Annotated in this window: 14 protein-coding genes; 10 read left to right on the plus strand and 4 right to left on the minus strand. The window is 62.8% G+C overall.

Going from position 1 to position 14,321, the window contains the following annotated elements; all coding sequences use genetic code 11:
* Together ABSY17_RS01355 and ABSY17_RS01360 are read right to left on the minus strand one after the other, a co-directional pair.
* Entirely contained in the window at nt 1-846 is an 846-nt protein-coding gene (locus ABSY17_RS01355; RefSeq protein ID WP_378941410.1) for an ABC transporter permease, read from the minus strand.
* Between the two features lie 15 nt (nt 847-861).
* Nucleotides 862-1,875 (minus strand): ABC transporter permease, encoded by a 1,014-nt coding sequence (locus ABSY17_RS01360; protein WP_378941413.1) that lies wholly within the window; start codon nt 1,873-1,875, stop codon nt 862-864.
* Between the two features lie 210 nt (nt 1,876-2,085).
* Here ABSY17_RS01360 and ABSY17_RS01365 point away from each other — a divergent pair, with 210 nt between their 5' ends.
* The 3 genes from ABSY17_RS01365 (at nt 2,086) to ABSY17_RS01375 (ending at nt 5,164) form a co-directional block, all read left to right on the plus strand.
* Nucleotides 2,086-2,907, plus strand: coding sequence for an IclR family transcriptional regulator (locus ABSY17_RS01365; protein ID WP_378941415.1), 822 nt, complete (start codon nt 2,086-2,088; stop codon nt 2,905-2,907).
* 124 nt (nt 2,908-3,031) lie between these two features.
* Complete coding sequence (locus ABSY17_RS01370) at nt 3,032-3,814, plus strand: enoyl-CoA hydratase/isomerase family protein (RefSeq protein WP_378941417.1); 783 nt, start codon at nt 3,032-3,034, stop codon at nt 3,812-3,814.
* A 207-nt stretch (nt 3,815-4,021) separates the two neighbouring features.
* Nucleotides 4,022-5,164: an acyl-CoA dehydrogenase family protein gene (locus ABSY17_RS01375; protein WP_378941419.1), complete on the plus strand. Its 1,143-nt coding sequence runs from the start codon at nt 4,022-4,024 to the stop codon at nt 5,162-5,164.
* 100 nt (nt 5,165-5,264) lie between these two features.
* On the opposite strand, the gene ABSY17_RS01380 is transcribed toward ABSY17_RS01375, so the two are convergent.
* A complete protein-coding gene (locus tag ABSY17_RS01380) occupies nt 5,265-5,387 on the minus strand; it encodes a hypothetical protein (protein ID WP_378941422.1) in 123 nt (40 codons plus the stop codon).
* 671 nt (nt 5,388-6,058) lie between these two features.
* On the opposite strand from ABSY17_RS01380, the gene ABSY17_RS01385 reads away from it, so the two are divergent.
* Both ABSY17_RS01385 and ABSY17_RS01390 read left to right on the plus strand, forming a co-directional pair.
* Nucleotides 6,059-6,535, plus strand: a complete 477-nt coding sequence (locus ABSY17_RS01385; RefSeq protein WP_378941424.1) for an NUDIX hydrolase — start codon at nt 6,059-6,061, stop codon at nt 6,533-6,535.
* Nucleotides 6,536-6,777: 242 nt separating this feature from the next.
* A complete protein-coding gene (locus tag ABSY17_RS01390; protein ID WP_378941426.1) occupies nt 6,778-7,146 on the plus strand; it encodes a hypothetical protein in 369 nt (122 codons plus the stop codon).
* 22 nt (nt 7,147-7,168) lie between these two features.
* On the opposite strand, the gene ABSY17_RS01395 is transcribed toward ABSY17_RS01390, so the two are convergent.
* Nucleotides 7,169-8,143: a sugar-binding transcriptional regulator gene (locus ABSY17_RS01395; protein ID WP_378941429.1), complete on the minus strand. Its 975-nt coding sequence runs from the start codon at nt 8,141-8,143 to the stop codon at nt 7,169-7,171.
* Nucleotides 8,144-8,411: 268 nt separating this feature from the next.
* Here ABSY17_RS01395 and ABSY17_RS01400 point away from each other — a divergent pair, with 268 nt between their 5' ends.
* The 5 genes from ABSY17_RS01400 to ABSY17_RS01420 all read left to right on the plus strand — a co-directional run bounded on the left by ABSY17_RS01400 (nt 8,412) and on the right by ABSY17_RS01420 (nt 14,211).
* Nucleotides 8,412-9,398, plus strand: a complete 987-nt coding sequence (locus ABSY17_RS01400) for an ABC transporter substrate-binding protein (RefSeq protein ID WP_378941431.1) — start codon at nt 8,412-8,414, stop codon at nt 9,396-9,398.
* A gap of 163 nt (nt 9,399-9,561) precedes the next feature.
* Nucleotides 9,562-11,223: an ABC transporter permease gene (locus ABSY17_RS01405; protein WP_378941434.1), complete on the plus strand. Its 1,662-nt coding sequence runs from the start codon at nt 9,562-9,564 to the stop codon at nt 11,221-11,223.
* Complete coding sequence (locus tag ABSY17_RS01410) at nt 11,211-12,290, plus strand: ABC transporter ATP-binding protein (protein ID WP_378941437.1); 1,080 nt, start codon at nt 11,211-11,213, stop codon at nt 12,288-12,290. The genes ABSY17_RS01405 and ABSY17_RS01410 overlap by 13 nt, the downstream gene beginning before the upstream one ends.
* Nucleotides 12,291-12,292: 2 nt before the next feature.
* A complete protein-coding gene (locus ABSY17_RS01415) occupies nt 12,293-13,447 on the plus strand; it encodes an MBL fold metallo-hydrolase (RefSeq protein WP_378941711.1) in 1,155 nt (384 codons plus the stop codon).
* A gap of 8 nt (nt 13,448-13,455) precedes the next feature.
* On the plus strand, nt 13,456-14,211 hold the full coding sequence (locus tag ABSY17_RS01420; protein WP_378941439.1) for a 5'/3'-nucleotidase SurE: 756 nt from the start codon (nt 13,456-13,458) through the stop codon (nt 14,209-14,211).
* The last annotated feature ends 110 nt before the right edge of the window (nt 14,212-14,321 follow it).

Consider the following 14,321-nt stretch of genomic DNA (forward strand, 5'->3'; position numbering starts at 1 on the left):
TCACTCAGACTGTGGGTCGAGGATGTCTCGCACCCCGTCGCCGATGAAATTGAAGCCGAGCACGATGGTCAGGATCGCCACGCCGGGGCCGAATGCGATCCACCATTGATAGAAATGCACCGAGCCGTCGGAAATCATCGAACCCCACTCCGGGGTTGGCGGGGTGGCGCCAAGGCCGATGAAAGAGAGCGAGGCGGCAAGCAGCACCACCTGACCGAGATCCATCGTCGCGCTGATCAGAATAGGGGTCCAGCAAAGCGGCAGGATATGCCTGAACAGCACGCGTCCTCGTTTTGCGCCGGCAGCGACGGCAGCTTCGACATGCTCGCGCTCCTTTACTTCCAGCACTTGCGCGCGCATCAGGCGAGCGTAGATCGGCCACCAGACGAGCACCATCGCTATGGCGGCGTTGCCGAGACCCGGTCCAAGCGAGGCTGCCACTGCCATCGCAAGCAGCATGGGCGGGAATGAAAGCGTTATGTCGACCAGCCGCATGATCGCAGCGCCGGTATAGCCGCCGACAAAACCGGAAATGGCACCGAGAAGCGAGCCGATGGCGACGGCCGAGACGACGACCAGCACTGCGATTGGCAGAGAATGGCGCGCACCGTGGATCGTGCGCGTCAGTACGTCACGACCGAGTGCATCGGTGCCGAGCCAATGATCCCAGCTCGGCGGCTGCAGCCGTCGCCCGACCATGTCGAGCGGATCGTAGGGGGTGACCAGATGGCCGAACAGAGCCATCAGGACCCAGAACAGGATGACCATGGTGCCGATTGTCAGAGGTACGGTCAGCCATTGCGGAAGCATGTCAGGGCGGGGCGGTCTGTTGATGATCAGCGACATCGCTTGGTTCCTGGATCAGCCGAGCCGGACACGGGGATTGGCGACGACATAGGCGATGTCGGTGACAAGGTTGGTGACCAGGAAGGCCAGTCCGCCGACGATGGTCACCCCGATGATGGCCGGAAAATCGAGCGCGCGGGCAGCTTCCACGGCGTAGGAGCCCATTCCCGGCCAGGCGAAGATCGTTTCGGTCAGGACCGCACCAGTGATGAGATAAGCGAAGGAATAGCCGATCATGGTCAGGGTCGGCACCATGGTGTTGCGCAAGGCGTGGTGGACGACGACACTGAACTCGCCAGCGCCTTTGGCTCGGGCGGTCAAAACGAACTCACGGTTCATGACGTCGAGCATGTTGGCGCGCACAAGGCGTGAAATCGTGCCGGCGACGGTCCATCCAAGCACGAATGACGGCAGCAGCAGGTGCCATAGCGCGTCGGCAAAGGTCTTAATGTTGCCGGCGAACAGAGAATCGATGGTCAGGAAGCCCGTGATGTTGGGAGGCAGCTCGAGCCGGGCGTCGATGCGCCCCGGACCAGGAAGCCAGCCAAGCTTGACCGAAAAGATGAAGAGCAGCCCGAGCCCCGACCAGAACACCGGAAGCGACGAGCCGAAGAGCGCGAACAATCGCGCGCCGTGATCGACGGGACTGTTGCGGAAATAAGCTGCAAGGACGCCGAGCACGATGCCGAGCGTGGTTCCAACGATCATCGCTGCGATCACCAGTTCCAAGGTGGCCGGCAGACGCGACATGATGTCGACGCCGACATTGCGCTTGGTGATGAAAGACGTGCCCAGGTCGCCGCTGAGGAGGTTGCCGACGTAGATCAGATATCGTTCCGGCAGGCTGCGATCGAGACCCCAGCGCTGCTTGGCCGCCGCGACAACCTCTGGGTTGCCCATCTGCTGCTCGGAGACGAGCGCGGTCAGCGGGTCACCCTTCGTTATCGAGGTGATGAAAAACGCTATCGTGACGATGCCCAGAACGAGAAAGGGAATCGCAATGAGGCGGCGCAAGACATATCGGGCCATGTGCGTGTCCCTCCCAGAACGTCGCATAGCCGGACCAGGGGCGCGCATCCGGTGCTTTCCCGAGCATGCCGACTTTCATCAAGTTGACAGGCGTCAGGCCGAAGTGTCAACATATACGGAATTTAATTTCATATTTTTCTCCATGCCCTTTGACTGCGCTCGCGGAAAAGAGCACCAACAGAGTAACCAGCGCTCACGAAGGGACTAGTCGTGCGAAAAAGAGTCATCAAAGATCCGGCGGAAGGCGATGCGGAAGCCGGACAGCTTTCCACTTCGCTGGTGCGCGGACTGGATGTGCTCCGTGCGTTTCGAGCGGGCGACGGCCCGCTCGGCAATCAGGACATCATCGCGCGCACCGGGCTGCCGAAAGCCACGGTGTCAAGGATCACCTATACGCTGACCGCGCTGGGCTATCTGCACTACGATGAAGGGCTCGGACGCTACAGCCTAGGTGCGGCGACGGTTGCCCTTGGCTATTCAGCCCTTAGTTCGAGCGCGGTTGTCCATATCGCACGGCCGCTCATGCAATCGCTTGCTGACAAGACGGGAGCTGCAGTTGCCCTGGGCACGCGTGACGGGCTCGAGATGGTCTACCTTTCCAACTGCCGGTCCCAAAGCCCGGTCAGCCTGATGCTCGATCCAGGGTCGCATCTGCCGATCTGGAAAACCGCAATGGGCCTGGCCTATGCCGTTGGGCTCGACGAGCAGGAGCGTGCCGAACTGGTCGCAAGACTACAGTCGGCCGAGCCTGATTGCGCCGCCGACATTGCCGCCGCCTTCGAGCGGGCGGTCGCGGTATATGCGCGGCTTGGCTACGTGACATCCTTTGGTGCCTGGTACCCCTATATCCGCGCGATAGGCGTACCGTTCCGTCCGGCTGATGGTTCAGCGCCGATTGCCATCACCTGTGGCGGCATTGCCGACATCATCTCCAACGAACTAACGCACGCGCAAATCGGCCCGTCATTGGTCGGCCTCGTCGTTTCGCTCAAGGCGCAACTGGAAGGAACATCGGCCAATCAGCCTGGTTGAGCCGACAGCTAGTTCAATGCTGTGTGCTCCCGGCTCTCCCGGACGAAGGCAGGCCGCTTGATGTGCAGCGTCACGGTCGGGTCGAAAGCGCTCCAGGTCATCACATCACTTGCGGAGGCAAAGAATGAGCAGCCAGCCCCTTGTGGTAGATACCCATGGCCCCGTCGCGGTCTGGCGGCTGAACAGACCGGAGATCCGAAATCCGCTCACTGCGGAACTGAAGATGGCGTTCGCCGAACAGGCGGCGCGTTTCATTGCAGACGACGGACTCAAAAGCCTTGTTGTCACGGGCACTGACGATTGCTTCTGCGCCGGCGGCGACCTGCGCAGCCTGGACATGGATCGGCGGACTGTTGCCGTACAACAGCGCATGAGGTCCTCGCATAGCTGGATGAAGTTGCTGGTCAACAGCGACAAGCCAGTAATCATGGCGGTGAACGGGGCCGCGGTTGGCGCCGGCGCATCCCTCGCGCTGATGGGCGACATCGTGGTCGCTTCCGACACAGCCTATTTCATGTCCGGATTTCCCAAGGTCGGAGTGCTGCCGGACCTTGCCATCCTCTACAACCTGCCGCGCCTTGTCGGCCTTGCGCATGCGAAGGACTTCCTGATGACCAGTCGCCGCGTCGATGCGCATATGGCGATGTCGATGGGCATGGTCAGTCGTGTGCTTCCGCGAGATGAGCTTCTCGACGGAGCAATCCAAATTGCAGCCGAGATGGCGAATGGCCCTTTGGTATCGCTAGGCCTCACCAAGGCACTCCTGAATCACTCGCAGGGTGACTCGCTCGAAGCGTTCTTGCTGCGCGAGGAGGCTGCCCAGGCAGTCGTGTTCGGTACCGACGATTTTCTCGAAGGTGCAACGGCTTTCAGGGAAAAGCGCAAGCCAGACTTCAAAGGCCGCTGATCGACTGTCTGAACGAGTGTCGAGTGCCAGCGAGTTGTGGATGCGGGCAACGCCGGATCTAGATTGCGCGGAAAGTGATTTGTGGAATTAAGTTTCATTATTTCTTGAAGCTAGCGCCAGCCTGTGCGATTTCGATCCGAACCAACAATTTGACCGTGCCTGAGGACTGCTTGCCGAAAGCGGCCGCCATGGCACTGGAGGACTGCAATGATCCGAGACCAAGCCACCATCGATGAACTGGTCGCCACCGTTCGCCGCTTCGTAAAAGAGCGCCTGGTGCCGGCCGAAGCGCGCGTCGAAGAGGAAAACCGTATCCCTCCGGAGATCGTGGACGAGATGCGCGAGCTTGGTCTTTTCGGTCTTTCGATCCCGGAAGAATATGGCGGTCTCGGCCTGACGATGGAGGAGGAGGTGCTGATCGCGTTTGAGCTCGGCCGTACCTCGCCGGCCTTCCGGTCGGTCATCGGCACTAACAACGGCATCGGCTCGCAGGGTATCGTTGTCGATGGTACCGAGGCGCAGAAGGCGTATTGGCTGCCCAGGCTGGCGTCGGGCGAGATCATCGGTTCATTCGCGCTGACCGAGCCCGATGTCGGGTCCGACGCAGCCTCGGTCGGCACGACCGCCCGGCTGGACGGCGACCACTATGTCCTCAACGGCACCAAGCGCTTCATCACCAATGCGCCGGTTGCCGACGTGTTCACGCTGATGGCCCGCACCGGTGGGCCGGGCGCTTCTGGCATTTCGGCCTTTCTCGTCGAGCGTGACACGCCTGGGCTGGAGTTTGGCAAGCCGGACCGCAAGATGGGGCAGCGCGGTACCCAAACCTGCGATGTCTACCTGCGTGACTGCCGCGTGCCGGCCGAAAACATCATCGGCGGCGTTGCGGGCGTCGGTTTCAAGACGGCGATGAAAGTGCTCAACCGCGGGCGGCTGCACATCTCCGCGATCTGCGTCGGCACGGCCGACCGGCTAATCGCCGAAGCGACCGGCTTTGCCCGAGACCGCGTCCAGTTCGGCAAGCCGATTGCCGAGCACCAGTTGATCCAGGCGATGTTGGCCGACAGCGGCACCGAGGCTTATGCCGGCCGCTGCATGGTGCTGGACGCGGCAAGGCTGCTGGATCAGCGCACGCGCATCGTCAGGGAGGCAGCGAGCTGCAAGCTGTTCTGTTCGGAGATGGTCGGCCGCGTCGCCGATCGCGCGGTGCAGATTCACGGCGGCGCCGGATACATGGCCGAGTATCCGGTGGAGCGGCTCTATCGCGATGTCCGCCTGTTCCGCATCTATGAAGGCACCTCCCAGATCCAGCAGTTGCTGATCGCGCGCGAAATGATGGCAAACGCGTAGGGGCTGCACTTCGCTCAGGTTGTAATGATACGAGTATCCGCAGCAGGCACCGTCGAATTCGCCGTGCCTGCTGCGGTCTCTACGTAATAGATCGCGCTGGCTATTTTCTCTTTGCCGGGCTTCCCGCTCGTGCGCTGAGTTCGGAGATCGACAGCGCTTCGGTCTTCTTTTCCTTGTTCTGCTTGGGCTTGCGGATCTCTCGATTGCCGTTCTTCTTGGCCATTTCGGCTACCTTTCACGCGCGTCTGCAATTTCGGCAACATGCGTGGGATGCGCGCACGGCCTGCAGCAGACTGAAAAATGTCAATTGTTTTGGGGGCCCTGGCCCGGCGTCGCTTCGGCGACGTGCCGGACCAGGGCTAGCGGCCTATTTGGGGCCGGCTCCTAAAGGAGGACGGGAGGAAGAGAATCCTGCTCATGAGTGGGATCATGGCCAGATTTTCTGGAAAGTCAAATCGTTGGAAGGAAAGAGCAATTTTTATAATTGTGTAAGTCGCACTATTGAAATGACATACTTTTAGACTAAGTTGAATTTATGTGCATGGAAACGTTCATCAGGATTTCGAGGTTGGCCGGAAAAGCAGTCCGTTTTTCCCGGGGCTGGTTCTCTGAATCCTGAACGCCGCACATAAATTCTGCTCCGGGATATTTTTTACTACATGCGGCCCCTTTTTCTGCGATGCCATCGGCGTCGCATCGATGGAGCATATCCTTGAGACTGCCTCACCCAAGGCCGGCCTGCTTTTCCTGTAATCGTGATCTTCCCCGGGCCGCATCGCGATGCCCGTGGTGCAAGTCGCCGGTATCACGGTCACCCGCCCGACAGTGGCATCGGACACGGCCCTTCCGTCCAAGCGCGGTAGCACTAAACGTTCAAGGCGAGGGAGGTTGGCAATGACTGATCTGATGTCAGGCGCGCGGTCGGCCAACACTGCGGCCGATGGCGGGGTATTGCAGCAATATGGCGCCCTGCCTTGGCGCGTCGGCCGCCGCGGAAAACTCGAAGTGGTCCTCATCACTTCGCGCACCCGCGGCAGATGGATCCTGCCGAAAGGCTGGCTCGCTAAAGGACGAACACCGGCACAATCGGCGGCGCGCGAAGCGTTCGAGGAGGCGGGTGTCGTCGGTCAGCCTGATTCCATGCCGATTGGCAGCTATCGCTACATGAAGCAGCGTGCGGACGGCACTGTGGAACCGTGCGATGTCACATTGTTCAGCCTGCAAGTGCATGGAACCCTGCTGAACTGGCCGGAGAGGCATCAACGGCAGCGGTGCCGGCGGCCTCTCCATGAAGCGGTCGATCTGATCGCGGAGCCCGAACTGGCGCAGCTCCTTCGGTCTCTGCAGCACAATCTGCAGGCCTTCGGCTAGATCGCGCCGGGCATCTCGGCCGATGCAATGGCGAGCACTTGCCTCCCCGCTTGTCTGATCACCCTGACAGGCGGGAAACGCCTTGCTCTGCGAGCGATCGTCACGGCCTTGCCTTGACAAGGTCTTCTCGTGCTTGCCATCGTGGCATTGTCGTCCATGACGGCGCGCGGCATCGTTGTGGCGATGAAAGAACAATTTGGCGGCGGACCGGCCCACCGGTCTTGGTCGTCATCGGAGGTGCTATGCCCGAATTCCATCCCTCGAACGTCCGGTCCCTGGTTGGCAAGGTCATGGGCACGTCGCCTTCGGACTTCAGGTTGCTGGTCCAGCGCATCCACGATCATGCCGTCGAAGAACGCATGTCGCCGGAGGCCGCCAAGGCCTTCGTGGCGGAACTCGGCTATGACAGCCTCGAGGCCTTTTGCATCGACATCGGCCTTCCCGCTCATATCGCCGAGCGCTGGGGCCGGTTCGGTGTGTCTGGCGAGATGCGGCAGGTCTTCACCTTACTTGCGGCCCAGCGCCGCAAGATGGCCGAAGCCATCGCCGAATTCGAATCGATGACGCATGTCGGTGTCGAGGATTTCCTGCGCGACAGGGGCCTGATCTAGGCTGGAATTCCCTTTTGGGGACTTAGCGCGGTTGGATCAGTGCCGCGGCGCTGTCGCTGTCGGTGATGAGCACATTGGCCTTCACGGCCTTCAGGGCAGCGCGAATGGCTGGAATCTTTCGTTTGCCGCCGGCCGCGAGCACCAGATTGGGAACAGCGCTGACAGCCTCGAGGTCGATCGCCATGACGCGGCCATTGACTTCGTGGTCGACGATCTTTCCCTCGGCATCGATGAAGTAGCACAGCATGTTGGCCACCGCTCCCTTCGCCTTCAGCGGGGCGATGAAAGATTGCGGCACGATGTTGTGGCGAAAGATGGTCGCGTTGGGCGACATCTCGCCAACCGTCAGCAGGGCAATGTCTGCTTGAGCCGCTCGCTTGCGCACGTCCATCAGTTCCGGCTGCGTCCATAAGAGGTCGTGCAGGGCCTGGCTGTGGGCGATGACAGGTGCGGTGATCTGGTAGCTGTCGACGTCGAATGCCTCCGCTACCTTGGCCGCTACCGTCGAAGGGTTGATCCACTGCGAATGCGGCAGGCTGCCGACCAGTGCCACAACGCTGGCGTCCCTGAGGTGCTTGCGGCTCAGAAATGCGATGCTCGAATGAAGCGTAGCGCCGCCGCCAATCGCCAGCGTCATGCCGTCCTGCATCTGCGCATCGAGATAGAGCGCCACCGAGTGGCCGATTGCCTTTTCAAGGTGCTCCTCGCCGGAAGGCGTCGGCACGACGATGGCGGCGTCGAGGCCCCATTGCTCCTCCAGCGCTCGCTCGAGTTCCACCTGCCGAGCAGTCTGGGCATTGATGGTCGTCACGACCACGCCGTCGGCCGTGCAGGCCGCCAGCGTTCGCATGACCTTGACGCGGCTGACCTTCAGTTTCTCGGCGATTTGTTCCTGGGTGAGGCCCTCGACATAATACAGCCACGCCGTCTTCACCGTGAGATCGGACGAGACCATCGTCGCGCCGGATTCCGTCGATGCCCCCTTTGGCGTGCGCATGCTGACGTGTCCTCCCCTCGTGCATTCGATTCCAAAGAATGCTTGTTCTTCCGCCGCTTGCAAGTGCCGAAGAGCGTCTGGGCGATGCCTGTGGACACCGTAAATTTCGCACCGCGATATGATCATTTGTATTTGACTGGCAACAAATGATCATATCATAAATGTGTCAGCGTTCTGTCACCCAAGTGTCAAACGCGCTGTGTAGGGAGGTCGTGGCGCGGCGGATATGAAGCCGACTTGCCATTAGTGGACACAAACAGGAGGTTTCATGAACTCGAAATTTGTCAGGCTGGCCGCAAGCCAGCTCGCCTTGGCAGTGACGCTCTTCGCCGGTGCGGCCAACGCCGAAACACTGACGCTCTATACGTCTCAGCCGGAGGCCGACGCCAACAAGACCGTAGAGGCTTTCAAGAAGGCGCGCCCCGACATCGACGTCCAGATCTACCGTTCGGGCACGAGCGACATCCTGGCCAAGCTCGCGGCCGAGTTCGCCGCCAATAGCCCGCAGCCGGACGTTCTCCTCATCGCCGACGCCGTCAGCATGGAATTGCTGAAGAAGGACTCGCGGCTGATGGCCTACGCCGAGGCCAAGGTCGACGGCTTTGCGGACGACTCCTATGACGCCGACAAGACCTATTTCGGTTCCAAGCTGATCACCACCGGCATCGCCTACAACACGGGCGCCGCCGAAAAGCCGGAACACTGGGCCGACCTCGCCAAGCCTGCCTATGCCGATGGCCTGATCATGGCGAGCCCGCTCTATTCCGGCGCTGCCGCCTATCTGCTCTCCGGCTTCACCGGCAATGCTGAATATGGCTGGGACTATTTCGACAATCTGAAGGCCAACAACGCCATCAGCGTGCGCGGCAACGGTGCGGTGCTCAAGTCGGTCGCCAGCGGCGAAAAGCCTTATGGCATCCTGGTCGACTTCATGGCGATGAACGCCAAGGCCAAGGGCTCGCCCGTCGAGTTCGTCTTCCCATCCGAGGGCGTGCCGGCAGTGACGGAGCCGGTGGCCATCCTTTCGACGGCAAAGAATATCGAGGGCGCCAAGCAGTTCGTCGACTTTATCCTGTCGGATGAAGGCCAGAAGCTCGCCCTCGAACAGGGCTACCTGCCGGCGAAGCCCGCCATCGGCCGGCCGGCCTGGCTGCCCGAGGGCGTGGACGTCAAGGTCATGAAGTTCGACGTCAAGGAAATCGTCGAAAAGATCGAAGCCGACAAGAAGAAGTTCTCGGAACTGTTCGGCGGCTGATGTCGTGACCCGGGAGGCCGCGCGGCCTCCCGGGGGCATCCTCCAGCATTGAAACCACGCGGCGCGCAGCGTCGCTCGGCTGCCCGCAAGGCGAAGGCCGACCTTTTTCCGGAACCAGCGAATGTCAGTCAGGCTGAAACAGGGTCGGGGCCAGGAAACGGCCATGACGGCGGTGGTCGTCGCCCTCATCGTGCTGTTGTCGATTCTGCCAATGGCACGGCTCATCCAGGAGATCTTCGCGCCTGGCGGAACTATTTCCACTGCGGCGATCAATGCCGGCCTGACCAACCCGATGACCTGGATCGCCACCCGCAACACACTGGTCGTCGGGTTCTTCGGCACAGCCCTCGCCGTGTTTCTGGGGACCTTGATCGCCATCGTCGTAACGCTCACCGATGTGCGCGGCCGCAGCGCCTTCGTACTGTGCTACGTGATGCCGCTGATGATCGCGCCGCAGGTCACCGCACTCGCCTGGCTTCAGCTGTTCGGTCCGGCAAGTCCCTTTCTCAAACTGCTCGGCATCGCGCCGCCGCTCGGCAGCCGCAACCCGCTCTATTCACCCGAAGGCATCATCCTTCTGCTCGGCGTGCAATACGGGCCGCTGGTCTTCCTGCTGGTCCGCGCCGGCCTTCGCAAGCTGCCGCGCGAACTCGTCGAAGCAGCCCGCGCCAGCGGCGCCGGTTGGTTCACCGTGCTGCGGACCATCGTCCTGCCGCTGATGACGCCGTCGATCGTGGCCGCGGCCGCGCTCGCATTCGTCTCTTGCGTCGGCAATTTCGGCATCCCGGCCTTTCTCGGCATCCCGGCAAACTATCTCGTCCTGCCGACCCTCATCTACCAACGTCTCGCTGGTGGTGGTCCGGCCGTACTCGGTGACGCCGCCTTCCTGTCGGTGCTCATCGGCATCATCGCTATGGCCGGCATCCTGGCGCAGGAGGTGATGAGCCGACGCCGCGACTATCGTATCAGCTCCACATCGCTTTCCGCCGAGCCCTACGAACTCGGCAAATGGCGGCTGCCGGTGCAGGCGATGATGTGGTGCCTGATCGTGCTCATCCTGGTCCTGCCGATGTTCGGCCTGCTGCTCAGTTCGCTGGTGCCCGGCTACGGCATTTCGCTGAATGCCGCGACCGCCACGCTCGACAACTATCGTTTCGTCTTGTTCGAATATGCCTCGGCACGCCGGGCGTTCTTCAACAGCTTCGTCCTGTCGCTCGGAACGGCCGCATTCGCCGTTCTCGCCGCGGTCCCTATTGCCTACCTTGTCGCCTGGAGCGGCAAGAAGTGGGTCAAGTACCTCAACCTTGCCGTCGAACTGCCCTACGCCTTGCCGGGCGTGGTGCTGGCCATCGCTTCGCTGCTGCTGTTCCTCAAGCCGATCCCGCTTACCGGCATCCAGATCTACAACACGATCTGGATCATCCTCTATGCCTATCTCGCCCGCTTCCTGGTGCTGGCGCTGCGGCCGACGATAGCTGGCTATCACCAGATCGACCGGGCGCTCGAGGAGGCCGCGCGCATCGGCGGCGCGGGCCTGTTCACCCGCATGCGCACCATCGTCTTCCCGCTTGTCGCGCCGGCTGCGCTGGCCGGCGGCCTGCTCATCTTCATGACCGCCCTAAGCGAACTCACCGTCTCGGCACTGCTCTGGTCCTCGGGATCGGAGACCATCGGCGTGCTGATGTTCTCGTTCGAACAAGGCGGCGATTCCAACTATGCGTCGGCAATATCGGTGATCACGGTGACGATAACCTTCGTCCTCATGTTGCTCGCCAATCTGCTCGCCGCCTACCTACCCAGCGGAGTGCTCCCATGGCGGGACTGATCATCAACGGCGTCACCAAGACTTTTGACGATTTCGATGCCGTCAAGGATGTGTCGATCGAGGTCAAGGATGGCGAATTCCTCGCCGTGCTGGGTCCGTCGGGCTGCGGAAAGACCACGCTTTTGCGTCTCGTCGCCGGCTTTGAAAACGTCACTTCCGGCGACATACGCATCGGCAGCGATATCGTCTCCAACGCGCAGGGCAGCGTGCCGCCCGAAAAGCGGCGTGTCGGCATCGTCTTCCAGAACTACGCGCTGTGGCCGCACATGACCGTAGCCGAAAACATTGGCTATTCGCTCAAAGTTGCCAAGGTCGATGCCGAGACGCGCAAGCGCAAGGTGGCCGATGCCCTGGCGCTGGTCGATCTCGAGGGCTTCGGCGATCGCCGGCCGGCAAACCTGTCCGGCGGCCAGCGCCAGCGCGTCGCCCTCGCCCGCTGCCTGGTCGCGGCCCCCTCGCTGGTGCTGTTCGACGAGCCGCTCGCCAATCTCGACGTCCACCTGCGCGCCGCCATGGAGGACGAGTTCGCCGCCTTTCACAAGCGCACCGGCACGACCATCGTCTACATCACCCACGACCAGGCCGAGGCGATGGCGCTGGCCGACCGGATCGCGGTCATGGATAACGGCCGCCTCGCCCAGCTTGCCGCCCCGCGCGAGCTTTATCGCGAGCCGGCCAACGAAATGGTCGCCTCCTTCATCTCCGAGGGCATTGTCCTGCCGGCGCAGGTGCTGACCGCCGCCGAAGGCGGCCATTGCCGCGTCAGCGTGCTGGGCCAGGAGATCGTCGTCCGATGCCGTAACGGCGAAAGGCCGCGCGACAATGCCAAGATCTGCTGCCGCGCGCCCGAAATCGCAGCCACGGCTGCCGGCGAGGCCGGCATCGATGGTGTCGTGAAGCGCGCGGTCTACAAGGGTGGCGTGGCACGGATCGAGTTCGTTCCCGATGCCGCCCCTTCGGTGACCCTGCATTTCGAGCAGCCCGACCCCAATCCCTACGAGGCGGGTGCCCGGGCACGCGTCCGCATCGCCTCCGGCTGGCTCATTTCAGGCGGCGAGGCGGTATGACGATGCGGATGGACCTGCTTGGCGGCTTTGGCGAAAAGGGCCGCACCAGCCTTGCTGTCAACGGTGGCGGCCGGCGTATCCTGCTCGACCTTGGCATCAAGGTCGGCGCGGCTGGCGCCGAATACTACCCGGCACTGGCGGGGAACGTCGGCGACATCGACGCGGTCCTGATCTCGCATGCCCACGAAGACCATGTCGGCGCGTTGAGCTGGCTGCTTTCGCAAGGTTACCGGGGCCGCATCCTGATGACCGCCGAGACCTGCGACGAGGCGCCGTCAACGCTCGAAGCCTACGCCGATCCGGCCGACCTCGCGCGGTTTCCGTTTCCCGCCGAGCAGGTCGAGCTTTTCGAGCCCGGCGATACGCTCTCCATCGGGGGCCTGACGGTGGTGACTGGCCGCTCCGGCCATGTGGTCGGCGGCGTCTGGTTCGCCGTCGACGATGGCAGCCGCCGCGTGGTCTATTCGGCCGACGTCGTCCCCGACAGCAATGTATTCGTCATGGACCCGATGCCGCGCTGCGACCTGCTGGTGTTCGATGCCTCCTATGGCGCCGACCCGGTCGCTGGCTCCGACCGTGCGCGGGCGATTGCCCAATGGGTGGCAGCCCATCCCGGCGGCTGCCTGTTGCCGACGCCGCTCTCGGGACGCTCGCTCGAGCTGATGGCGTTGCTGCAAGGGCCCTTTGCCATCCATGCCGGCATGCGTCGCTCACTGTCGGCGCAGATTGATGCAACCGCAGCACTTCATTCCGAGGTCGTGCCGCGATTGCGCCGCCGCCTTGCCGAAGCCGCAGATTGGCATGAAGGCGAGCCGTTGCCCCCCTGCCCGTTGCTCGCGGATGACGGAATGGGCAAGGCCGGGCCTTCGGCGGTCTTGTTGCCGCTGGCGGATGCCGCCGGCTATCCTATCCTGCTGACCGGCCACCTGCCGGCGGGCTCCCCCGGCGAGGTTCTGCACGCGGCGGGCCGCACCGGCTGGATCCGCATGCCGACGCACCCGACGCTGTCGGGCAATCTCGCCATCTGGGAGGGCGCCGGCCGGCCGCCCGCGCTCGGCCACTCCTGCCCGGCCGCCGCCCTGGCCGAGCTTGCGCCGCACATCCCCTCGCTCCGGACCGACCTGCGCACCGGCGACAGCTTCACCCTAGTTTCCTGAGGACCGCCATGAGAATCTTGATTTGCAACGACGATGGCATCGACTCACCCGGCCTTGCCCGTCTGGCGGCCGCGGCGCGCACCATCAGTGACGACGTCTGGGTCGTCGCGCCCGAACGCAAGCACACCGCGGCCGGCCCTTCCCTGACCATGGCCGAACCGATCACCATGCGGCGCACCGCCGAACGCTGGTACTCCTGCTCCGGCCGGCCGGCCGACTGCGTGATCACCGCCATGACCTGGCTGCTCACCGGGGATGAGCGGCCCGATCTCGTTCTCGGCGGCATCAATGACGGCCGCAACGTCGCCGAGGATCTCGCCTATTCCGGCACGCTCGGTATCGCCCGCGAAGCCAGCTTCTGGGGCATTCCGGCCATCGGCTTCTCGCAGGTCAAGTCGCCTGAAATCCGCCCCGGCGACGATGCCTGGCTCGGCGGCCTGATTGCCGGGCTGTGGGACAAGCGGGGCGAATGGGCGCTCGAAGGCCACTGGCTCAGCATCAACCTGCCCCAGGCATTGCCCGCCGAGATTCGTCAGCCGCGCATCGGCCGCGACAAGATCGCCCGCCGTTCCGAGGTGATCGAGCAGGATGGCGACCGCACCGTTCTCGTCGTGCCGCGCGGCCGCGACCGCACCACTGTAGACGGCGACGAGAACAGCGCCATCGACGCCGGCTGCATCACCGTCAATCGCATCAACTGGTTCGGTGAAACACCACTCGATTCAGCCTTCCTTGCCGGTATGGCTCCAACCACACCGATCTGAGCACGAGCCGTCGAATCGACGCGCTTCCGTCAGTCGCACCGGTATTCGGGCCAGCCGATTTCCGGCATATGGAAGGGGTCATCGCGAAGTTTCGCACCGGCGTTGATAGC

Origin of the sequence: Mesorhizobium sp. ANAO-SY3R2 (assembly GCF_042466635.1) — a bacterium.
Lineage (GTDB): Bacteria > Pseudomonadota > Alphaproteobacteria > Rhizobiales > Rhizobiaceae > Aminobacter.